The sequence below is a fragment of the Paenibacillus sp. TC-CSREp1 genome (assembly GCF_050171015.1).
Lineage (GTDB): Bacteria > Bacillota > Bacilli > Paenibacillales > Paenibacillaceae > Paenibacillus > Paenibacillus silvae.
Map to the genome: position 1 here is coordinate 45,686 of NZ_JBNOKM010000013.1, position 23,389 is coordinate 69,074.

General features: G+C 47.0%; 19 protein-coding genes. 3 read left to right on the forward strand and 16 right to left on the reverse strand.

Going from position 1 to position 23,389, the window contains the following annotated elements; translation table 11 throughout:
• Positions 1 to 39 precede the first annotated feature (39 nt).
• The 3 genes from ACQSGY_RS20095 to ACQSGY_RS20105 form a co-directional block, all read right to left on the reverse strand.
• Complete coding sequence (locus ACQSGY_RS20095; protein ID WP_427180203.1) at positions 40 to 999, reverse strand: helix-turn-helix transcriptional regulator; 960 nt, start codon at positions 997 to 999, stop codon at positions 40 to 42.
• 191 nt (positions 1,000 to 1,190) lie between these two features.
• Positions 1,191 to 3,434: a carboxylesterase/lipase family protein gene (locus ACQSGY_RS20100; RefSeq protein ID WP_427180205.1), complete on the reverse strand. Its 2,244-nt coding sequence runs from the start codon at positions 3,432 to 3,434 to the stop codon at positions 1,191 to 1,193.
• A 418-nt stretch (positions 3,435 to 3,852) separates the two neighbouring features.
• On the reverse strand, positions 3,853 to 5,787 hold the full coding sequence (locus ACQSGY_RS20105) for an AraC family transcriptional regulator (protein WP_427180207.1): 1,935 nt from the start codon (positions 5,785 to 5,787) through the stop codon (positions 3,853 to 3,855).
• Between the two features lie 286 nt (positions 5,788 to 6,073).
• On the opposite strand from ACQSGY_RS20105, the gene ACQSGY_RS20110 reads away from it, so the two are divergent.
• Positions 6,074 to 7,693, forward strand: a complete 1,620-nt coding sequence (locus tag ACQSGY_RS20110; RefSeq protein WP_427180446.1) for an alkaline phosphatase — start codon at positions 6,074 to 6,076, stop codon at positions 7,691 to 7,693.
• Between the two features lie 139 nt (positions 7,694 to 7,832).
• Here the strand turns inward: ACQSGY_RS20110 and ACQSGY_RS20115 are convergent, their stop codons facing one another.
• On the reverse strand, positions 7,833 to 10,526 hold the full coding sequence (locus tag ACQSGY_RS20115) for an endo-1,4-beta-xylanase (protein ID WP_427180209.1): 2,694 nt from the start codon (positions 10,524 to 10,526) through the stop codon (positions 7,833 to 7,835).
• Between the two features lie 154 nt (positions 10,527 to 10,680).
• Between ACQSGY_RS20115 and ACQSGY_RS20120 the strand changes: the two genes are divergently transcribed.
• Positions 10,681 to 11,055 (forward strand): VOC family protein, encoded by a 375-nt coding sequence (locus ACQSGY_RS20120; RefSeq protein WP_427180210.1) that lies wholly within the window; start codon positions 10,681 to 10,683, stop codon positions 11,053 to 11,055.
• A 46-nt stretch (positions 11,056 to 11,101) separates the two neighbouring features.
• Here ACQSGY_RS20120 and ACQSGY_RS20125 read toward each other — a convergent pair whose 3' ends face one another.
• The 11 genes from ACQSGY_RS20125 to ACQSGY_RS20175 form a co-directional block, all read right to left on the reverse strand.
• On the reverse strand, positions 11,102 to 12,259 hold the full coding sequence (locus ACQSGY_RS20125; protein ID WP_367398457.1) for a GNAT family N-acetyltransferase: 1,158 nt from the start codon (positions 12,257 to 12,259) through the stop codon (positions 11,102 to 11,104).
• A 24-nt stretch (positions 12,260 to 12,283) separates the two neighbouring features.
• Complete coding sequence (locus tag ACQSGY_RS20130; RefSeq protein WP_427180212.1) at positions 12,284 to 12,742, reverse strand: hypothetical protein; 459 nt, start codon at positions 12,740 to 12,742, stop codon at positions 12,284 to 12,286.
• Positions 12,732 to 13,451 carry a DUF4274 domain-containing protein gene (locus ACQSGY_RS20135; RefSeq protein ID WP_427180214.1) on the reverse strand — a complete coding sequence of 240 codons (720 nt, stop codon included), beginning with the start codon at positions 13,449 to 13,451 and terminating at the stop codon, positions 12,732 to 12,734. Before ACQSGY_RS20135 ends, ACQSGY_RS20130 begins: the two co-directional genes overlap by 11 nt.
• 162 nt (positions 13,452 to 13,613) lie before the next feature.
• Positions 13,614 to 15,152, reverse strand: a complete 1,539-nt coding sequence (locus tag ACQSGY_RS20140; RefSeq protein ID WP_427180216.1) for a methyl-accepting chemotaxis protein — start codon at positions 15,150 to 15,152, stop codon at positions 13,614 to 13,616.
• A 234-nt stretch (positions 15,153 to 15,386) separates the two neighbouring features.
• The gene (locus ACQSGY_RS20145; RefSeq protein ID WP_426333180.1) at positions 15,387 to 16,430 is read right to left on the reverse strand and encodes a pectate lyase family protein; all 1,044 of its coding nucleotides are present in this window, start codon (positions 16,428 to 16,430) and stop codon (positions 15,387 to 15,389) included.
• A gap of 192 nt (positions 16,431 to 16,622) precedes the next feature.
• Positions 16,623 to 17,789 carry a DUF4179 domain-containing protein gene (locus ACQSGY_RS20150; RefSeq protein ID WP_427180218.1) on the reverse strand — a complete coding sequence of 389 codons (1,167 nt, stop codon included), beginning with the start codon at positions 17,787 to 17,789 and terminating at the stop codon, positions 16,623 to 16,625.
• Positions 17,779 to 18,327, reverse strand: a complete 549-nt coding sequence (locus ACQSGY_RS20155) for a sigma-70 family RNA polymerase sigma factor (RefSeq protein ID WP_427180219.1) — start codon at positions 18,325 to 18,327, stop codon at positions 17,779 to 17,781. Before ACQSGY_RS20155 ends, ACQSGY_RS20150 begins: the two co-directional genes overlap by 11 nt.
• A gap of 125 nt (positions 18,328 to 18,452) precedes the next feature.
• Positions 18,453 to 18,857 carry a hypothetical protein gene (locus tag ACQSGY_RS20160; protein ID WP_427180221.1) on the reverse strand — a complete coding sequence of 135 codons (405 nt, stop codon included), beginning with the start codon at positions 18,855 to 18,857 and terminating at the stop codon, positions 18,453 to 18,455.
• Positions 18,858 to 18,896: 39 nt separating this feature from the next.
• Entirely contained in the window at positions 18,897 to 19,223 is a 327-nt protein-coding gene (locus ACQSGY_RS20165; protein WP_427180222.1) for a hypothetical protein, read from the reverse strand.
• Between the two features lie 95 nt (positions 19,224 to 19,318).
• Positions 19,319 to 20,011, reverse strand: a complete 693-nt coding sequence (locus ACQSGY_RS20170) for a hypothetical protein (protein WP_427180224.1) — start codon at positions 20,009 to 20,011, stop codon at positions 19,319 to 19,321.
• Between the two features lie 49 nt (positions 20,012 to 20,060).
• Positions 20,061 to 20,510 (reverse strand): DUF6386 family protein, encoded by a 450-nt coding sequence (locus ACQSGY_RS20175; protein ID WP_427180226.1) that lies wholly within the window; start codon positions 20,508 to 20,510, stop codon positions 20,061 to 20,063.
• A gap of 153 nt (positions 20,511 to 20,663) precedes the next feature.
• Between ACQSGY_RS20175 and ACQSGY_RS20180 the strand changes: the two genes are divergently transcribed.
• A complete protein-coding gene (locus tag ACQSGY_RS20180; protein ID WP_216516888.1) occupies positions 20,664 to 21,041 on the forward strand; it encodes a PilZ domain-containing protein in 378 nt (125 codons plus the stop codon).
• Between the two features lie 399 nt (positions 21,042 to 21,440).
• On the opposite strand, the gene ACQSGY_RS20185 is transcribed toward ACQSGY_RS20180, so the two are convergent.
• On the reverse strand, positions 21,441 to 23,345 hold the full coding sequence (locus ACQSGY_RS20185) for a beta-glucoside-specific PTS transporter subunit IIABC (RefSeq protein ID WP_427180228.1): 1,905 nt from the start codon (positions 23,343 to 23,345) through the stop codon (positions 21,441 to 21,443).
• Positions 23,346 to 23,389: the final 44 nt, after the last annotated feature.

Below are 23,389 nucleotides of genomic sequence, written 5' to 3' on the forward strand. Positions count from 1 at the left end.
ACTGCCTCCATACGGAACAGTTTATCGCAAGACGGATTATTAATATATTTTTTTGACATCTGATGGCTTGACCCCGAATTTACGATGAAATTGCTGTGAAAATGCGCTGATATTGTTATAACCAACCGTGACAGCTGCCTCGGTAACGTTATTCCCCTGATTAAGCAGCAATTTCATGGCATGATTGAGCCTAACTTGACGCAAATATTCGAATACAGTGCTTCCGAAAAGTGCCTTGAACCCCTTTTTCAACTTAAAATCATTAAGACCGACCTGTTTGGATAAGCACAGTAATGACGGAGGGTCCACCATAGAAGCCTCCATAATCTCGCGAGCAAGATACAGTTTTCGTATGTCTTCTCTGGAAAAACCTGCAGGAATCGGCGCGAGATCAAACAATTGAATCATAAACCGGTTTAATATTTCCAGGGCCGCAGCTTCCATTAGCAAGCATGATCGATCGTTGTTGTTCAGCGCCGCAATCAGATTGTTGATCATGCATTGTATTCTGCTGTCCAGTTGAAAAATGATGGGTTTGAACACCTGATCTCCTAATACCTGTTTGAATTGAATGGAATTCTTATTGCTGAGCTGCGCCGCAGCATAATTAAATAAAGGGACTGGGATACCTAGGGAAAAGGATGTGTAGAGCTCTTTGGCAGGAGGATGAAACCACGCTTCAAAATCATGTATGAAAATAAGTGCACCTTGTCCTATGGATAATGAATAATCCTTACCGGATATATCTACATGTCGCTCTCCTGTCAAAGCAAATTGTAATTCCACGATCGGAGTCTCCGAGGCAAAATACGTAGGAAACGGTTGATGGTATTCAACCTGTGAGAATAAAATCTCAATTCCGCTGTAGGTCGTTACCCTTTTGATATTACCACTGCCCACTTTGTCTGAAAGCTGATATGTATGTTCATCCTGTTGACTGTATGGCTCCATTGTTAAGTAATGCTGATATACTGCTGCTAATGCATCGTCAGTGCGCATGGGTGTTCACCTCACCTGTATAGGTCATAATCCTCAAAAGAATTTAGATTTGAAAATTGTTGAGAATAGTTCTCATCTAATCTTAGCTTAGTTTATCTAATCCTTACAACCCTTTATATCAGAAACCGCCCAGAAATGATGCACTCTGGACGGCTCAACTTGTTCTTGTATATTTATCTGTTCAATTAGACCTACTCCCAGAAGAAACGACCTGCAAACACTTTCTCGGTCAACAGTTCATAGGTATCTTCAGGCAGTTCCTTTTTCATCTTCGCCATCACAGCTTCCTTGCCCTGATTATATTGAGAGGACATACCAATCTCGGCTGTGGTGTTATTGGCATCCAGACGCATGATCGGTGCCTTCGCATCCTTCGTCCACGGTGTCCATGCCGCAAGTGTCGCCTTACCGCCCGTACCCGGATTGCCAGTATATAAGAACTGCTTCAGGTAATCTGCCATCGCAGCAGACAACTGCTCACGTCCAGGCTTGTTCTCATCACTGAAGTAACCTTGCGGGAAATAGGCTGCGATTCCATCCGCATGCCCAGTATAGAAGTCCATGTCTGCACCATGCGGAGCACCAAGCAGTGTCAGCAGACGTTCCGAGATGACTCCCTGCTGTGTGCCCCATGCAAAACGATATGCATACACTGGCGGCTGACCTGCTGCGCTGGTCAGTTTCTCCGCTACACGCTCCGCATTAAAGCCTGCATATGCTTCGCTGCCATATTTGAGTGCTGCTGCATACTGCGCTGCTTTTGTCTGATCCGTAAACAGCGTTCCATCATTGATGGATGGTGCAAAGTTCGGGTCACCGAAAGCAAATCCCGAGAATTCCGTTTCCAGGCTGCCCAGCAGCACAGGAACTTTAGCATAGTTGCCATTGTTGATCGCATCAAAGCCTTCTTTTGGAATCACTGTACCATCCCGGAACAGATGCGGGAATGGCTGCATGCGGATGGCGGTTGCGCCAAATGCATTCACCAGTTTGTCCGCAGGAAGTGCGCGCAGATATGTTTCGAGCTGTGCCGGTGTCTGCTTGGCGATCCATGCTTTGGCTTCGTCAGCATTAGATGCTTTGCCATCCTGCACGAGAATTTTCACAATGGCATCCTCGGACTTCTGCTCTCCTTCTTCAGGTGAAGCAGTGGTCAAGCCGCCACTGAAAGCAATGGCTTTCTGATACAACCCTTTACTCAGCGGAGAGATCAGTGTGGCCAACACATCACGCGCTCCGGCTGATTGTCCGGCAAGGGTAACATTTCCTTTGTCTCCACCAAAACCTTCAATGTTATCCTGAACCCACGCTAATGCACGGAAGGCATCCAGCAGGCCATAGTTGCCGGAATCGTCAAGCGCATTGCCTGTTTTCAGCGCAGCATTCTGGAAGAAGCCAAGGGCTCCTAGACGATAGTTCACCGAGATGATAATGCTGTTGGTATTCCGGGCAAGCTGTTCCCCCTGAAAATCCTTGCCTGATCCTGTCATGTTTCCACCGCCGTGCAGGAAAACCATAACTGGCAGTTTTGTGCTGCTTGTGTTTGGACGCCAGATATTCAAATATAGAGAATCTTCACTGCCTGCTGTACTTTTACCGGAAATTTGCAAGCTGTTAGCCGCAAATTCCTTCGCTTCTCTCGTACCCGTCCAAGCCTTCGGCTCCTGTGGTGCCTTCCAGCGCAGCTCGCCTACAGGAGGTGCAGCGTATGGAACGCCCAGCCAGCCAAGTGTACCGAATTGCTCATACGTTTTACCATCAATGGCACCGTATTTGGTTTGCTGCAAGGTCTGAGGTTTGAATGCTGCATTCTGTGCATGCTTCGACCAGAACTGCTCCAGCGTTCCTGTTCCGTTTTTGAGCTGGGCCTGCAGTGCCTGTGCAGTCGCTTCTGCCATCAGGCGATTGGTTAGTGGCGATTTTTCTTTACCTTGAAGAGATTGGATACCCTGGCTTGCTGCAAACGCAGAAGCTTCTCCCGATTTGTAATCTGCATCTGTTTCATAACCAAGAACCTTGAGCAGCAGCACCGCATATTCTTCTGCCGTCAGCGGAGCGTTAGGATCAAAATGTTCTGTATCCGCTTCCAGTCCAGCCAGGTAAGGATGCTGCTTCAGGTAACCAACGACCGGTTCAAGCACTTTACCTGCTTGCGCAGCATCTTCATATGTTGCTGTGCCCTGATAAGCGAGTGCTTCTTTTTCCAATCCCGACAAACGCAAGTAAAGCACAGCAGCCTGAATACGAGTCGCTTTTTTATTCAAATAGGCTGCATTTACCCCCTGGCCGTTACCTTGGATAAGCTTTGCTTGAATCAGCTTCTCCATCGCCGGGGATATCGCTGGACTTGTATTACCTGCTGCATATGCCGGAAAACCCGACACACACAAGCTTAGAATCGCTGCTATTGCAATAGAACGCTTCATTTTTTTCATTGGTTCATTCTCCTCGCTGTCTAATCGTGTATGATTCAAAGAACTGCATTGGCACCGTTATACTCTTCGCACAGTATGCCAATGTTTGGAGTTTTCTATTTCTCTATAACAGCCTACGAAAATATGACCCTCCTTCCGGTTAAAAATGTACGAGCCGCTGCACTTCCGGGCATGATCTCAGGCGATTTAGAATATAAAAAAACCTGAATCAAAGGCAATCAGACCGCGTTGAAACATGGTCTTCCGCCCTCAATTCAGGTTTTGCCTGCAATTTCGTAACAACCCTGAGCATGATGAGGTTTTGAACTGGAACAGGTCTTGCCCTGAAATCGGTTACAATCCTGTCATTATCGTGATATTAACACACAATGAAAGCGTTAGCAATATCTTTTCGCACTGAAATTCCGGTGCGTCAATGTTACTCCTGCAGCTTTTTAACTTGATCGATCAAGCTGTCCAGACCCTTATCGGCCAGATATGGACCGTAGTTCCAATAGTTGCGAGAGACGTTGATAATTCGATGATTTTTAATCGCAGGTATGCTCTGATATACAGGCTCCTCAAACAGCTCCATCATCTGATCCATCTCATCGTCTTCCATCTGGGTAAAGAAATAATCGGCTGGTTTGTCAGCCAGCTTTTCCAGAGAGAGCACCGTTCCGCCATCCGAGTATTGTTTGTACTGCTCAGGCATCGAAAAGCCGAAATCCTCGTAAATCAGCTTGCCAAGCGTACCGCCTTCACCGCCGAGCAAAACCTCTTTATTATAGATAACAAATGACATCGCTGTTGTTCCCGGCTTAATATTGATGTTTAATTCACTGCGAATGCTCTTCAATTTATCTTCAAACGTTGTAATCCACTGTTCTGCTTCTTGCTTGCGATCCATAATATCGCCCATTGTTCTGAGCGTATTCACTACATCCGGGTCTCCGCCCCAGGCAACCGTTATCGTCGGGGCAATCTTCTCGTAGGTCCCTACGATTTCCTTGCTGGTGTAGTCGGGCACGATGATCAGATCCGGCTCCAGGCTTGATATCATCTCAACATTGCCATTGCCTGACCCAATATCCGGTACACCGGCCATTTCTTCTGGATACAGCTCCAGCGTCTCCGTATTGACTCCAGCCGGTTTCATACCCAGCGGCAACAGATATCCACCATATGTAATGACTACAGGTTTGGAAGGCTGCGCCGGAATCTCAACCTGACGATTAGAAGCATCTGTATACATGCGAACCGGTTTCTGAGCTGGCTCTGTACCCGATGCAGACGGGGAATCGGCACCCGCCCCGCAAGCTGCAAGCAGCAAAGACAAACTAAACAATAAACTGACAGCCATTGAAGGCTTAAAACCAAAATTCAAATCGTTCACACTCCATCTGTCGTATTGATAATGATTATCGTTATTATCAATATAACGACGCACGTTTCCGTCAGCAATGAACGATTCCGACCTCTTGTTCGTACGATTTGAACCTTTGAGCCGATGACTGTGCATTTTATATTGTGCCGGAGTCTCTCCCGTCGTTCGTTTAAATATGCGGCTGAAGTAATACAGATCCTTGTAACCTACGCTCTCGGCTACCTCACGAATCTGAGCGTCCGTCTCGGCCAGCAGGGCTTGAGCTCGTTTGATCCGTGTTTGAACAATATAATCCATCGGACTGCAGCCATACTTTCGTTTGAATACTCGTGCCAGATAATGCGTGCTGTAATGAAAATGAGCAGCCATATTCTCCATCGCGATCGAATGGGTATAGTGCTCTTGGATGTAGGCCTCAATCTGCTCCGCCAGTTCAAGTGATTCACCCTGATGCTGGCGCGCCATCTCCCATTGCCTGAATTGCTCATGCACCAACTGATAGAACAGCCCCATGACCTGTAATCGGTCCAGTTCCCTGCTGCTGTTCCAGGAATCTGCCATTTTATCTAAAATAGCAAGAAGCGTCATTGGGTAAGTGACCGCAAAGTAATATGAAGCAGGTGGTTGAGAGACGTCCGTTTCCATCCGACTCGCATCATCGCTGGCATCTTTACTCACATTGGAACTAACAATAGGAACCGGTTGAGGTTTATATAAGATCAGATCATATTCCACTGGTTGCTGCCGCAAACAACGAATAAAGAGCGTCATGCCTTTGTCACCATGTAAAATAAGGGGCTGCACCGAGGTGAACCTCTGCGTGCCTAACTGAATGTCGACCTCCCCTTTATGAATAATCACAAAAGCTCGGGCAGGGAAAACATAGGGCTGTAGCTCTTGTCCTGGCGGGAGCACAATATGGCGAATATCCATAAGCTTCACCTGATGTGTGTTCCACCATCGAATGGCTTCTGACCATTCATTCATCCTTTATCACCTCAAAACAATCATTGGACTTTATTCCCGCAAGTCTGATTTAATCCTTAACATACAAGAGTGCTCATCATTTTGTCCAGTTTGTCTGTATGCCAAGGAATATATGTCAAGTCTTATATGTTAATCCTTGTATTTAATCGTAATTTTTACATTTAATTAACCCGATGCTAACTCTCATTTAGCAATTGTTGTATACACTGGGTTCTGGATACTACACTATACATGTCTATTTAGGAGGATGTTCATGTTAAATCGCTTCAGTACCCGTGCAGCCAAAATGATGCTCGCGGTGACCACCATTGTTACAGCTACGCTGGGAGGCAGTAGTGCAGCCTGGGCTGTGGAAGACAATACGTCAACGTCTTCGGGTTCACCAATTAAAAATGTGATCATTCTGATTCCTGACGGTATGGCAAATGACGCTACCGCCCTGGCTCGTTGGTATAAGGGCTCATCCCTGACCATCGATTCCATGGCAAGCGGTATGGTGCGTACACATTCCGCAGATGCGCCGATTGCGGACTCTGCCCCTGCGGGAACTGCCTTTGCGACAGGTCACAAATCTCATACGGGTTATGTTGGTGTATTACCTGATAAAGCGACTATGCCCGGACAAAAAGCCATTGCTGCCGGTGATAAGAAGAAACCGGTTGCTTCCGTGCTGGAGGCTTCCAGACTCGCAGGCAAATCAACTGGAATTGTAGCTACATCTGAAATTATGCACGCTACCCCAGCGGACTTCTCCGCGCATTATCCGGATCGTAAAAACTATGATGCACTCAGCAAGCAGCAGGTGTTCAATGGCATGGACGTTGTATTGGGCGGCGGCAGCAAATATCTGGAGCCAGCAGGACGCAAAGACGGTGATAACCTTGTCGCCTCTATCAAGGCGCTCGGCTACGATTATGTAACTACACCTGCGGCGATGAAGGCCTCAACTTCAAACAAGCTGTGGGGCATGTTTGCTCCAGCAGGGCTGTCCTACAATATGGACCGTGATCCTGCCAAACAGCCAAGTCTTGCGCAGATGACCTCCAAAGCCATTGATGTGCTCTCCAAAAATGAAAAAGGCTTCTTTCTGATGGTTGAAGGCAGCAAAGTGGACTGGGCCGCGCATGCCAATGACCCGATTGGCATTATCAGTGACGTGCTTGCTTTTGATGATGCCGTCAAGGTTGCCCTGGATTTTGCCAAGGCTGACGGACAAACGGCCGTAGTTGCCGTATCTGACCATCAGAACGGCGGCCTTACAATCGGCAATGCTGCGACTACAGGCACGTATGATAAGGAGCCGCTGTCTACGTTTATCGGACCTCTGAAAAAAGCAAAGCTGACAGGTGAGGGCGTGGAAACCAAACTGGATGCCAAACGCACCAACATCAAAGCGGTGATGAAGCAGTACTACGGCATTTCAGACCTGACTTCAGAAGAAATTGCTGCGATCAAAGCCGCTGAACCGGGCAGCCTCAACTATGTTGTCGGCCCGATGATCAGCAAACGTGCAGGCATCGGCTGGACAACCGGGGGACACACAGGCGGAGACGTAGTGCTGTATACTTATGCACCTAACCATGATCGCCCGTTTGGGGTTATTGATAACACAGATGTAGCGAAATACATGGCCCGTGTACTTGATCTCGATCTGGACAGTGTAAGCAAGCAGCTGTTTGTACCAGCCAAGCAGGCATTCACAGCGAAAGGTGCAGCGTACAAGCTCGATTTGACGGATGTTAAACATCCCAAAATTATTGTTACGAAAGGCAGCACCAAGCTTGAATTGCAAATCTACAAAAACGTGGCACTTGTAAACGGCAAGAAGACAGCGCTTGAAGGTGTTATTGTGTACAACGGTGTCGATGCTTTTGTGCCCCAAGGCGCTGTGGATCTGATCCAATAGAACAAGCTGCCTAGTTAAGTTAAAGCCCAAAAAAGCTGCCGAGATCATCTCGCAGCTTTTTTGGCGTATACTTGAGGTTCAATTCACTTATGTTACGCTTCAGATCGTATCCTGATCTTGTATCCTGTTACGCTTATATTTACTTGGAGAATGTCACAATGCCATACTGAGAAGTATTCTTCCAGCTGTCATTAGTCAAGTCATTCCATTTTGCTGTACTTTTGTTATTATTCCCTTGATTATCGTTAACCTGAAGCTCGAAGCCTATAACTTCCCCTGCCTTAGGCGTAAGAGATTGCAGCCTTATCTTCGCCTCCACCTGATATCCCTTCGCCGTTTTCTTCACAGCACTTTGGAGACGCCCTGGAGAAGCACTGCCTGCAAAAGTAGCCACATTATCCGCACTGATTCGGAACTGCGCATCATCGTACTGGTAAAAAGGAGTACGCTGATGATTCTCATCCAGGAAAATCTCAACCGAATCCTGATCCCACGGATCGGTGGCGTTTGTGATAATGTTCGGGTCGGTTACATCAATGAACAGATACAGGTCTTGACCGGACCACATTGCACGAGCTTCCGCAAAGGCTCCCCCGCCTGGATTGAGAGGCATCACCTGGAATGGAGCAACTTTATTCCACTTGGCATCCTTCTCACCATCAATCGTGACGGTTCCTTGCAGAGCTTGAGCAGATTTAGGCATATTGGCCAGCTGAATGACGCCGTATTTGCTCGTATCCGAATGCTGAGATAAGGTACGATCATTCCAGTACAGCATCTGCTGTGCATTCGTTCCACCTGTTCCGGCATCCGTCACCCGTACATCCAGCCCTATTTCACGGGATGGTACCGCTGGTGCATTAGCCCACGGAATGGATACCTCCACCTGATATCCGTTCGCAACCTTTCGCACATGATACGTATTCGGCTGTGCTCCTGTCGCTGTACCTGCACGAGTTATCGTAATATGACGATCATCCGCTTCATACACAGGAGTTTTACCATTATTGAGATCAACAAATAGCTCTACCTTGTCCTGCGGATTTTTCGTTGTGTCCTGCACATCAATTAAAACATACAAATTGTTGTTATCCCACAGCGTTCGGAACGCCGCAGCTCCTGCACCCGAATTGCCTTTTAAGGCTGTAGCAACGGCCTTGTTCCAGACCGCATCCTGCTTGGGTGCTTTGATATTTGGTGTTCCGGACAGTGTAGCGGCCCGATTCGTCAAAACAGGCAGGCTTGATGCATCCGCCAGTCCCCAATAGGCTGGTTTGGATTGCAAAGCCGAGTCAAACAGGAAGGCTTGATTGTTATATGATTTCTCATCCTGCAGTCCCCATAAGGTCACGGAGGATATCACATCACTATGCTTTTGATACAAGTCGAACAATTCCTTATACCGATAGGCTTGCTTCACGGCCACGTCCTGAGGCAGCTTCTCTCCAAAAGGAATACCGCTGTCTACATCCAGCTCGGTAATCTGGATATCCAGTCCGAGCCCGGCGAACAGATTAATCGTTTTCTCAATTTCGGCAATTGGAGGAGATTCCAGGTTATAGTGAGATTGCAGACCTACACCGTCAATCAATCCTTTATCCTTTAACCTTTTCACCAATTGGTACATATGCTCTCTTTTCTCAGGAACCTCTGTAAAATACTCGTTATAATATAATTTCGCATCCGGGTCGGCGGCTCGGGCAAATTCAAACGTTTTCTCAACATAATCCGGGCCGATCAGCTCATAGAAAGGGCTTTTGCGCAACCCGTTGGCATCCCCGTTGCTGTCCGCAATCGCTTCATTCACAACATCCCAGGCATAGATTTTGCCTTTATATCGTTTCATGACCGTATCAACATAGTTCTGAATGCGGCTGAGAAGCAGGTCTCTGCTTGCGGGATTACCCTGATCATCCTTGAACATCCACTCCGCTGCATCAATATGCCACAGCAAGGCATGTCCACGCAGGCCCATATTATGCTGTTCTGCAAATTGCACATATTCATCTGAAGCCTGGAAATCATACACTCCCTTCGAAGGGGATACGAATTTAGGCTTCATCTCATACGTTGCCGTCAAGCTGTTAAAATGTTTGGATAACAATTGACCGTATGCCCCTTCGAGCTGCCAGCGATACACAGCGGCCCCGATGGGGAACTCGTTCTGGTACAAGTCCTGCAAAGAAGCAATATCAGTCTCAATAGCCAGCTCTCCCGCTTCCTCAATCTTCACATCATCCACATAAAAGGATAAGGTATCAACCGCGTCTTCGGAAACATATGGCGTTTCAATAAACAGATTCAATTCCTGCGGATTGTCACTGTATTGAAACGTTGCGGTAATATTATGCCACTGCTGCCACTCGTCTTTAGGAATGGTCACTTTGTCCAGCATATTCCAGCTCTCTGCCCCGTTTTTCTTGTAGGCTGTGAGTTGAATCGTTTGATCTGCGGCAGGCTTCTCCGTAAGTCTGACATACACCGATATGTTATACGTTGTATTGGGTTTCAACAGACCTTTCATCGGCAAACTCGGCCCATAATAGGAACGTTCCCGATTCGTAACCAGCATGCTGTATGTACCTTGGTGTGCTGCCTGCTGTGTGACCGTCAGCTTCTCGCTGCCGATGCGAGGAACCCAGCCTTGAAGTGTGCCATCCTCAAAGTCGGCGTTAAACGGACTAGCATTCTGTTTGACCGTTGTCGCAGCCCCCGGGTTGAATGCCTGCTCCGTCTGCTGTTCTTGTGCAAATACAGGCTGCTGGACAGGCAGCATAGTCATGATCAGCGTTGATGCCAGCACGGTTGAACTCCATTTTTTAAACGTATTCATTAAATGCCTCCTCTCGTTTTTTACATTATACTCTATGAAATAACGCTTACATATATATTTTTGTAAATTTTTTCAATATTTTAGCCTACTCTAGTTTCTTCGCGTATAATAAACATGAACCGACACCAACCATGCCAAAAAGGAGAGATCCATTATGTTGACCAAACTCAACTGGGTTACACTGCGCGTACGTAATCTGGACGCATCGATTCATTTCTATCACCATCTGCTCGGCATGCTCGTGCAGCGCCGATTCGAAAGCCGCGGGCGGCAGATCGCCATGCTTGGCCTGGGTCTAACCGGCGAAACCCTGCTAGAGCTAATTGAAGGAAGTGAGCAGGTGCTTCAACCTGAAGCCGGCATATCTATAGGATATGAAGTCGCGGACCTTGATATCGCAATGGAGCGCCTGGCGAAAATGCATATCCCTCTGCTGCGCGGACCTGTGCAGCCCAACTCCCGCCTGCGTTTTATTTACATAGCAGACCCGGACGGGTTCGAGGTACAGCTTGCCGAGCATCTGGAATAAGATATACATATGAGCGTACTCACATGACTGGAGCAACACAGCTTGCTTACAGCTTCATGCGCCGCATCAACGGCACACCTATACGATTCAGCAGATGATCCAGCAGTGCCCAGCACCACCGTCTGTGCAGCGGTAGATGGCGGTCATACACGGCGGAATATTCGAAATCCGCTTCCGCGCCGCGATTGCGCTTGAACTGGGCTGCACCCGCACTTTCATGCAGCAGAACACCGTTGTCACGAGCTTGTTCAATGAGACAGGCCGACAGCATGCGGTACAAGCCAACGGATTGTGGAATATCTGTATCATATCCGAACAATGGCGTGGTCATCATGCCGTTCCGGCAAAAATAACCCATAACGGCATCGATTCGCCCCTGCTTGCGCAAGCCGTAGATCCTTAACGATCCGCTCGCTTTTGCTGCAGCAATGAAACGTTCGCTGAACTGAGGATTGTCGTAGGAATACTTGTCCAGATATAACATGCGGTACAGCTCCACAATCCGTGGAATGTCTGCATCTGTCATTTCAGCGCCGGGTATCAGCTCATAACCATGCTTGTCCAGCAGCGCTTTATCTCGCTTGAGCAGCCACCGCGACTTGGCATTGCCAAAGTTGGGGTCACTCGCCTCATACAGATAAATTTGCCTGCTAGGTATGGAACGGCAGCCTGCGCCCTGAAGCTCTCTTATAATGTCCGAATGCAGCCGGGCACTCAGCGAACGAAAGATCACCGTATGCCGGGGATATCGCTGCTTGACGGCTTCAAGAATACAAACGGCCTGTTCGCCAGTCATGGCGGGATACAGATTGGTCGATAGCAGCCAGTTGTTCACATGTACAACCTTGTTGATTTTCGCTTTTTTCATGCCCCGGCCGAGGATACCCAGCAGCATGGAAAGTCCTTTTTCCAGCATCGGCTTCTGGAGCATGATCAGTTCCTGCTTGGCATACGTGACGTAATGAGTATAAGGTGAACAGACATATGCGTTATCATACTCTTCTTCATTAACAGTCACCGGCAGCACAAGCTCATTCATACGGGCAAGAAGCAGCGTCGTATTAACATTCGTCATATATTCAATGGTTCCATGCATCATCATCGGTTCAAGATAAGCCTGGGCGTATTTTGCATCTGCAGTATCAGGCCAGGTCATATCCTGGATTGAATCGCGGTCATAGAAGGTGACCTGTGTATCTATCACTCTTTTTCCCTCCATAGCGGCCTATTACTGAATCCTTCCTCTGTGTTTCACAAAATCAGCAATCCGCTCACCTGCTTGCAGATCCGCACGATCATAATAATAAACCATACCAAAGTGATAGGTCATCTGCTTTGCAACGATATAGAAGCGCTGATGCTCAAATTCATTTTCCAGGCAAAACACGATACCGTTTCGTTCATAGCCATACATCACAGGATGTAACTGAACAATCTCCTCTTCGGTTGCAAGCCGAATCTGGTCCACGCTGAATATCGTTCCCGGGCATAGAATAAACTCCACCCCCGTAAATGTAATTTCTACATTATGATAATATGTAAAGTCAAAGCTGCCTGCCAGCACCAACTGCTCGCTCTGCCATTGTGAAGGCTTAGTGATATAAAAGTGCTCAATATGGTCTGCCCTTAACTTCTGCTGCAGCTGCTCGACGATTCGGACCTGCTCGTTAAACGATTCATGTGTCATTATCCAATCCACCCTTTCTCCCGGTTAAAAATTCCGCAAGATGTCGATATGTTGGACCGTGCACTCTGCTGTTCATTTCTGCCAAGTCCATTTCCAGCCAGTAATCCGCCTCCATCAGTTCAATCATATCCAGCCGGGTTATATCCGCACATTTCGGATGCTTGGCCGCCTCAACCATCGGCTCAGGGCTGTCATCCCAATTAAATTCGCTCACCACGGCATGGATCAGCACTGCCGAATCCAGCGTTTGGACTCGTTCACACGCCTTGACTGAGGACTCCTCATATATAATATCATCTACGATCTGCTGCTCCTCAGCCGTCAGCTTCAAACGAACGGCTCCCGGTGTATCCAGCAGCAGCTCAGCAAGATTCGGGTTGTGTTTTCTTGCCAGATTCCAGGCTGTCGCCAAAATGCCGTGAGGGGAATCCAGTCTGGCGCCATATTCAAGCAACAGACGTATTGCTTCAGGCTGCTTGAACTTGACTGCTTTTTTCAAAGCGGTATCCCCCAGCTTGTCTTGCAATTCCAGATCGGGTTCAGCCTGAAGCAGACAGCGAATCCCCTCCAGCGGCATGCGATTGGTCAGAAAAAGCATAAGCGGTGTGCGTCCACGCTCATCCCGTTCATTCAGGTCTAATGCAGATGAAGCGATGACCTCGCTGACATATTCAATATGTTTGGATTTACTGATCTCAGTCCAATTCATGGGCCCTTCCCCTCGTTTCTTCATCTTGTATCTCACTACTCTCACTCTATCGAAAAAGACAGAGCGCTACAAGGGACCTTTGAACGCCAAAAAAAGCCCGCATAGTGCAGCATCTTTGTGCACTCGCGGACTCCTTTACAAGCTCTGCAACCTGACTTGAACTCAGGCTGACCTGGATTCCAGACTGATCTTGGCTGCTGCCGGTTTTTTTGGAAGCTTGGCTTCTTTTACCGCGGCTGCGCTGGCTCTCTGATGATCTGATACCAATGCACTTAAATCCACGATCAGCCTCTCCAGCCCTCCAAAGCTCTCCACCATATTCTGTGTCAAATTACGCTGCTCCTCCATGCTCGCCAAAATCTCCTCCGTGGCCGCACTCGACTGCTGCGTCACACTCGAAATTTCGGAAACCTCATTTACTATCCGGGTTGAGGACGTCTTCATCGTTGCCGAGCTTGTCTCGATCTCGGTGGCCTGACCCAGCACATCCTGTGAACCATGATTAATGGATTGGAACACTTCACCCGCGGTCTGCACACTTTCTCTTCCTTGCTGCAGGGACTGGCGAATGCCTTCAAACCTGCTTGTCAGTGCCTGTGTTTGTGTTCTCAGCCCTGTCAGAATTGTTGTGATCTCATTCGCAGATTGACCTGAGCTTTCAGCCAGTTTGCGTACTTCCTCCGACACAACCGCGAATCCCCGTCCATGCTCACCTGCACGCGCGGCTTCGATTGCCGCGTTCAGTGCAAGCAGGTTGGTTTGCGTTGCAATATCAGAGATGCTGTTCAGCATCATCGTCATGGATTCACTCTGTTCATTGAACTTCTGCATATCATCAGCGGTTGTATGAATAGCTGTATACAAGTCTCGCATCTGCACATTCAGCTCTTCCATCTGTTTACTGCCCATTTGTGTACTTGAGGCCATGCTTGCCGAGAGCTCTTTCATCTGCCGGGAATAGGAGGCCACATCTTGAATATGACGATCAGACAAAGAAAGAGACTCCGAAATATCCGCAATGCTTGTGGCCTGAAACTCCACTCCCTTGGCGACCTCGCTGAACCCAAGCGTCACCTCATTGGTAATGGAACCGGTAGCATCCACTTTTTGCTTGAGCTGCTCAGTATATCCCGAAAGTCCGGTCACCGATTTTTTTACACGTTCCAGCATGTCTTCAACACGCTTCCGCGAATTCTCTACCTCACTCCATCTCTGCTCACTCTCTTGAAACAACTTCTGATTCAATGCAGACACTACGACTAAAATAACGCCCGCCACGGCAAAAAGTGCCACATTCGTGATGTTCTCAATAAACTGCTCCCGGGTAGCTGTAGGTACAATCAACAGCTGCAAAATGCTGTTTGCAAGCATAACCGAGAAGCCGCTAAGAAATATGCGCTTATCCGGATACACCAGCAGTAGAGCTGATATAACGAGTGCTATGAGTGAATCCACGGTTCCCCAGCCGGCAAAAATGCCGCATGCGGTGATTAAGGTAACGTTTATCCACGGAATCAGATGGATATGCTTTTTCTTGGCATTGGCATAAGTCAGCCAGATCCCATACATAATCACAATTGCATTGGAAGCAAACAACTTGGGGTCCGTAAAAGCAAGCGCTATTCCAAATACCACTACAATCCATAACATCATCGTAATCATTTTGTTTCTTTTCCAGATAATTTCGTCAATACGATTCATACGTACCCCGCCTTTTATGTAAGTTCAAACAAATGCAGGCTGCCGATTTCATAAACATGCAAGCAGACTACTTAAATATATATCGGCCGGAAATGATACAAATGAATATAATATTTTAAATAATATTATGCTCGTATACTATATAACATCCAAAAAAAGAGCCTGTTCATGCGTAAGTTCGCATGACACAGACTCTGCTTTTCTTCGAATCAGAGACACATCGTCCTGCCTCTGTTATTTACCAAATACCAATGTCGTATTGGATGATCCGGCATATTTCGTAACAAATTCACGTGCATACGCTGCGCTCTCCACCTGATAGCTGTAATTGGAGCTTGGTCTCCAATTCGTTTTTGGCGAAGTCGGGCTGTTCAAAGCAGGTGTACTGCCTGTATCTGTGAACTCTCCCTTGCCCTTGTCATCCAGAATGCCGCCTTTTTCGGCCCCTGCACCAAAATAGTTATTTTCCGAGTAAATCCGGGCCTTCTCCCCGATCGTGATTGCTTGGTTGAAGTTGTTTGCATAATTGTTTTTGATATGGAAGTATCCGTAACGCATAAGCCCAGGGCCACGTACATACAGGTTTTCGAAATAGTTGTTGGACATCGTCACATGAGGTACGCCGTTGTAGCTGCTGTTGCCATCATTCGGGTGTCCCAGAATAATACCGTATTTATGATTGGCAAATTTGGAATTGCTGATCGTAATATAATCTGCCCGGTCACCGATATACAAGAGCTTGTCCAGATCGCTGCCGCCGGAACTGTAGCTGTGGCCGGAGAAGGTCACATGGTCAATCCAATAGTTTGATCCGGAAGTGATGTACATCTGGATATCATCGTTCGCATTGATATTAGCTGAATGATTAAAGGTCAGATTTTGAAAAATAACGTTGCTTGATCCTGATGTGGATCTGAAGTGAATGTTTGTTAAGGTGTGATTGTTAAAGGAACCTACCAATGTTTTGTTGGAACCAAATTCAACTTTTTGCAAGCTGGAGGAAGAAATATTTTGTTCAACCACAACAATCTTGGCCGCGGAGCCCGCCATATGAGTTCTCAGATCATTCAGATTACTGACATACACCACTTGACCATTACGACCGCCTGTTGTAGCCGCCTTGGATACACCATTCTCATTCTTGGCATTACCTGCAAAACCCGTCAGACCGTTCGTGCCTGTGTTCGGATAGCTGGCCGCACCATAAGTAGCAGGAGCCGTGGACACGGTCAACAGCAATAATGTAACAGCGAGCAAAAGCAAAGAAAATTTCTTCAAAATATCACCATCCTTTGTAATTTGTTCCTTCAAACAACTCGATTATAGCTTGTAACCTGCATTGTGACAATACAATTATTGCAAAAAGACAATAATCTTATCTTTTTTGCAACAGCAGGTCAGATATAGTGAAAAATAAAAAGATGAGAGCTGTCACACTACACGCGTGAACGTATCCCATCTTTGTTGTATTTATTTAATTTTGATCTCAAATTCATCTTTCGCGGCATCCTGCTGATTCCCGTAAACCTTACCGGGCTTCCCCTGTACTTTCAATATCATAGACTTGGGGTCATTCAAAAAATCACTATTGAACGAATACGTCATCCCATCCCCTGTTCCGCCGCTCCCCACCGGGGATAATGTTGTCTTCACTCCCTTATTCGATATGCTTGTGATCTCGAAAGGTCGAATGATATCCTCAAGGAAAAGCTCTGTCTCATAGTCAAGCTGTTTTTTGGGTTTATATTCAAACCTCACTCGTGTAACAAGCGGGGATATCTCCACGTCCGCTATCGACACTTCATGCTTCCCGAACTTAAACGTGCGATTTACATCAATGATTTCTGTTTGGGGTGTTGAAAATTTCGGGTCCAGAGCAAACGAAACATTCATTTTTTTGGAAAAAGCATACTTTCGCTCCTGCTGTCTCTCCCCCTGACTCTCTTGCTCCTCACTTTTCCTATCTCCTGGCTTATCGGGCACTACAGAGGAGAGTTGAAATTGAAAATTCAATTGATCCGGGAGCGGCTTGCTCCGGCTGCGTTCAAATGTTGTCCGACCATAGAGAACATTATTTTCATCTGAGAAATGGATGCCGTTTATATTGCCATTATCAATTAAATTTCCTGTGGAAGCATCCGTCAATTTGTCATTAACGATGGAATACATTTTATTTGGCATGTCTGTTCTGGCAGAATACAGGATGATGATGCGGTTCTCATCCGCCATTACGGCATCCAGGGTGAACTCGTATTTCCCCGTCTTCACTGTCTGATCTACAAGCTGCACATAGTTATGGTTAAGGGCTGATGTCAGGGTAACTCTCTCTGGATCTCTGGGAAGCAATTCGCGAAAAGGCTCCAGCTTGCCCCAATGAACAACAGGCTCGGGTGATGTCAACCGCTGCTGTCCATTGTCTCCAAACGCTCCAAACAACATAAATCCTAATATTACAGAAGCAGCGGACAAGAACACAATCCATTTGCTTGACCGGCCAAGGTTTCGCTTGCTCGTTCTGCCTTTGGCCAACCCGCGTTGAATGGCAGCAGTCGTATCCGCGGAATTCCATTGTTTTTGTTCTTTCTTAACCTCATATGCATCTGCCAGCAGCGCCTTTTCCTCAGGACTAATGGTCATGCCAATCCCTCCTGTTCTTCATCAGTTTGCGCAGTTGTTCAAGTCCCTTGTGCTGCCATGTCTTGATCGTGCCTTCCGGTTTATCCAGAATCAGAGCAATATCCGAGATTGTCATATCGTTGTAGTATCTCAGCAGCAATACATGCCGGTACTTCGGTTTGATTTGCCGCAATACAGACTGCATGGCAATTCGGTTATCTTCCATGCTGACCATCCACGAAGCAGGAATGTTACTCTCTATATTCTCCTCCGGCTGTGGTACGGCACGCTTGCGGCGGCGCTGTTCATCAATACAGGTATAGATCAAAATACGAATGATCCATGATTTAAAGGCCTTCTCGTTTTTGAGCGTATGTCGTTTCCTCCAGGCCCTGTATGTCATCTCTTGAATCGCTTCCAGCGCATCCTGCCGATTCCGCAGATAGCTGTAGGCAATGGAAATTAACGTATCCTGATGTTCTGTAATGGACTGTACAAATGCTGACTCATCTTCCATCTGAATGCAGATGATCTGCTTCCCGCCCAATTCGGTATCCATCCTGTACTCCCCCTCTCTCTGTGGTATAAGACGGATGAGAACCCCAGACCGTTTTCTTTTTTTGCATTAAAAAAAGCCCCGCAACAAGTTGAGGGAGCTCCCAGGCCACTTTGATTATGTTCACTTTACAGATTGCCAGTCACTTCAATGCCGTCAGCATGATCAAGAACCTTTCGAATCCAGACGATGAGTTTATCCAAAAATGCCTGCATATCCGGATCAGGGCTGTTCACCTGCTTCAAGTCCGCAACAATCGTATCCCACGTTTCATTCATAATCGGATTGTTCCAGCAGGGATCAAAAGAAGCATGAATCTCTCCGCTCCACGGGTCTGTTAACGGAAAAACACGACTGATCGCTGGCCGTATATGCTCAAAATCCTCGTCATAAATAAACAGCATATCTTCCTGCCGAACCTTGGACGTATCTTCATTCAAATATAAGGGGGAAAAGGTAAAACCGATATTCCTCGCCGGGCCTTCATATCGGTACAGAAGTACCGGGATTTGGCTTTTGGATGTTCTCGCCACAAAAAAAACCTTCCCTTCCTGTGTTATTCATACACGGCATCACAATTCAAACCATTCGAATATACCAGGGTACCGACTCGTCACCTCCTGCATCTGCTGCATCCAGGCACGTCCTTCCTCACCCCAAATATGAAACAAGCAATAGAAATAACGTTCACCGTCTGCCACTTCGTCCAGACCGCTCGCTTCCTCCAGCCATACTTCCAAAGCGTTCGGCCAGGATTCATCGCCACGTAGAAGAACAAAACCATCGGTGTGGAGTTCGAGACTATACATGCTGCTGTACGTAAGTGAAGCTGCCAGGCTTTGCATGATTTCAGGTAACCTGGCAGGCTCCTGCGTTCGGATTCCATACTCCCACCCCATAGATACACACTTCCTCTCAAACGTCCTGGGGACAACTCATCTCATTTCATCCCACTCTTCTCTTCTCTTCTCTTCTCTTCTCACGTTTCTCTGTTTCAATCTGTTCCCCTTCGCTCCACCGCGCATCCGCATTGCTGCAATTCATTCAACGCAGCTAACACGTCACGCTTCGGATTCAGTCTTCGAATCAAGTCGGCAGTGACTGGTGTATTATTAAATATTTCAGTTACAGCAGTCAAAGACATCTCCTGAATATCGTAGTACCCTTCAGCCCAATCGATATACCCCTCAGGTGTTGCCTCGATATAACCCAGCAGAAATTCAAACCCGCCGCTGGCATACACTTCGTCTTCTTCAGCCATGGCAAGCTCCATCCAGCTGCCTGCCTTCCACCCCGGAGCGCGCTCCTCCTGCCATAAACAAAACGTAACGTGCTCCCGATTCAGTACATCGTCGTGCTTCCTTAAAACCTTCATGAAGTTCTCCGGCACCTCGTCGTACATTCCCGGATAAATCTCACCATCTTCACGATTATGAAGGCTTAGGGGGGATTCGTGATCAAATCCTTTGATTAACGTGCCTGTTTTCGCAAACAACACATGCAGATGATCTCCTGCGCCGTTATCCACACTTCCCCAAGCCATATCCGGTTGGAATATATTAAAGTGATAGCGATGTACGCGAAGCCAAGCCTCCTCAGACAGAATGATATCCAATGCAGCCAATACCCGCATCCGCTCATGCAAAACAGGTGCATCTACCATCGCTGTACCTAACCAGTCCCGCATATACATCCTCCTTCCTGCAGTAATCCAATTATGTAAGCCAACTCATCTGTTATATGCGAATCAGATCATCTAACCTGTTCTGCCCCTGAACACTTGGCGAAAGTGTAACCGAGATCAGCGTCTCCTTTTTGAACACAGTACAGGCATAATTCCCGGGCTTTAATTGCAAAAAGATCCCTTGGGACAGCTCATCCGGTTCCAGCTCCCCGCCGCTTACATCATCTGCCGAGCCCAAATAAACGTTGCCCGAGGGAGCCTGAAAATAAAAGCACATTCCTTGCTCCGACTTGAGCGGCGCTTCCTGCACACGCCACTGCACTTCGTATAATCCGTCATCCCCCAGATTCAGAAACAGACAGTTGCCTGCATTAACCTCCTGCAGTTCATCCTCAGGGATGGACCACCAGTCCGCTGTATCCTCCAGACGATGCTCCAATGCTGCCAGGTCATAACAACACAGCGTAGCTGTATCGGTATCCATGTGAAAATTTCCTTCCATGCTCATCCACCCTCTCTTCATTCCATTATAACAATCCGACAACACCCGTTAAATGCAACTCTTGAACCATCTATGTCGCTGTCCTCTTCACTTCACGTTCAAAACTGTCGATATAATGATAACTGAATTTTTTTGAATTTGATGGAGGAATCTATGCCGATTAACAACAGGAAAGAACCTTTTCGCTATACTCTGAAGGAACCGATGTCCTTCGAAATTTATATTTTGAGCATTAACGGTATGGACGGTCCACCCAAGCCCATTCAGGCCGAATTGTGCGACATCAGCCGGTCCGGCTGCCAAATTGCTTTTCCGCTGTCTCTGCCTGTAGAAAATAACGACATACGCATCGCAATCAATCTCAAGCTGTCTGAGGATTTGTTGTATGTTGAAGGTACTCTCCGGTGGGGGATGGAAAAAAACACATTATGGCACTATGGCGTGCAGCTTGAAGTCGAAAAGGAAACACAGGATCGGTGGTCCAGAGAGATGCGTATGCTGGCAGGTCAAGGTAAAATTGTAGTGAGATAAGAGACCATCATTTTTAGCTGCAAATTTCACTATATACATAACAACATATAGATTTCTCCATTTATAATCTGTCTTTAAACCTAATTTGTACAAATACAAAAAAGCAGCTGCTTCCCAGACATCATCTGAGAAAACAGCTGCTTTGTTGTTTTAAATATACTTTCTATATAAGTTGAATTATTCTTTTACACGTTAACGGAGAGGACAGAAAAAACCTGAAAAAGCGGAGCTAAAAGCTTTCTGTAAGAAAGCTACATCGGAAGCATAAGCTTCGCCTTTATCACCGGATTTTTCCCTTTGGAAAAGGGAATCCAAAAAAATCTGGGGATAACAGCGATTGGAAGGTTATTCTGTCATCGAAGTGGATTGTGTAAAATCTTTAGTTCAACTTATATGGCTTTATGCTTTGGCAGTGAACAGCAGTTCTTGTTCCTTCACCGCTGTACGACCAGCAGATTCGATGGATGCATACTGATGCATATTCGTGATAATGACTGGAGTAATCGTTGTGTAACCTGCTTTTTCGATCTCTTCGCGGTCAAACTCCATCAGTACATCCCCTACAGAAACCTTGGCTCCTGCCTGAACTTTTGGTGAAAAGAACTGACCTTTCAGCTTCACCGTATCAATCCCGATATGAATCAGCATCTCGGCACCGGTATCACTAACCAGACCGATAGCATGTCCACTCTTCGATAATGAGAATACCGTTCCGTTGATTGGAGAAACAACACGGCCTTCCGTCGGTTGAATTGCAAAACCTTTACCCATAATTTCTTCCGAGAACGCAGGGTCAGGGACTTCGCTAAGCGGACGAACTTTACCCGTGATCGGGCTGAATACTTGCTCATCCTGTGCTTTTGTTGCTTCTGTTACAATTGGAGCAGCTTCTTTTACTGGTTCTGCTACAGGTGCTGCAGTCTCAGCTACCGGGGCAGAAGCCTCTTCTTCCTGGAAGCCAAGAATGTATGTCAGTACAGCTGCAGCCACGATTGCAATTGCGCCACCCGCCAGTGCATACAGCAGTGTGCTGATCGCCGGGCTGATAAACGCGGCAATGCTTGGCAGACCTGCAAGACCAGTGATAACGTACGATTTTACATTGAAGATACCCATAAACGCACCCGCAACAGCGCCCCCGATCAGGGCTGCAATAAACGGTTTTTTGAACTTCATGTTAATCCCGTACATGGCAGGCTCTGTGATCCCCATAACCGCTGTAAGTCCTGTAGAATAGGCCAGGGACTTCGTTTTGCTATTTTTCGATCTCAAACCTACACCAAATGCTGCGCCCCCTTGTGCAAGGTTAGCTGCAAACATCAGCGGAATGATGAAGTCATAACCCAGTGTTGTCATTGAACCAACAACGATTGGCAGCAGCGCATAGTGCATGCCTGTAATAATCAGCAGGGACATTGTACCGCCAATCAGAATACTTGCAAAGATAGACATGTTGTCAAACAACCATGAGATTCCGCCCGACAATCCGTTACCAAGTACCGTACCCAATGGGCCTACAGTCATCAGTGTAACAGGAACCATAATCAGCAGTGTAACTGTTGGTACAACTAACAGCTTCAGCGAAGCGTGTGTAATACGATCAACGGCTTTTTCCACATAAGACGCAATCCACACGGCAAGAATAATTGGAATTACGGTTGATGAGTAGGTCGCCGCAATCACTTTAATGCCGATAAACGTAGTGTCTCCTTGAGCGAGCAGCGCCGTAATTGTTGGATGCATAATACCGGCTGCGAGTGCGGCGGCGATAAACATATTGCTGCCCAGCTTACGCGCTGCACTGATTGCCAGAATGATTGGCAGGAAGTAGAATGCACCATCACCAATGGCAGATAAAATAGTGTATGTCGAGCTTTTATCGGATAACCATCCCAGCGCGACCAGAATGGCTACAATCCCTTTGATCATACCTGCACCCGTGATTGCTGGCAGGATTGGAGTAAAAATACCTGAGATAAAGTCAAACAAAGCACTTATCGGATTTCTTTTTTTCTTCTCACCGCTTGTGGCACCTGACGATGCATCAGCATTCGGAGATTTGGACATATTGCCTACCAGTGCATTGTAAACTACAGGCACATCGTTTCCGATAATCACCTGAAACTGACCGCCATTCTCCATAACTCCCATAACGCCCGGTGTATTTTTCAGCGTCGCTTTGTCCGCCTTTTTGTTATCATTCAGGTTAAATCTGAGTCTTGTCATACAGTGGGTCACTTGATCAATGTTCTCTTCGCCACCAACAAGCTTCAAAATATCTTTGGACAATTGTTGTTTATCCATTGTGTTTTGCTCCTTTTATGTGTATTGAAAGGTTAAAAAAAAAC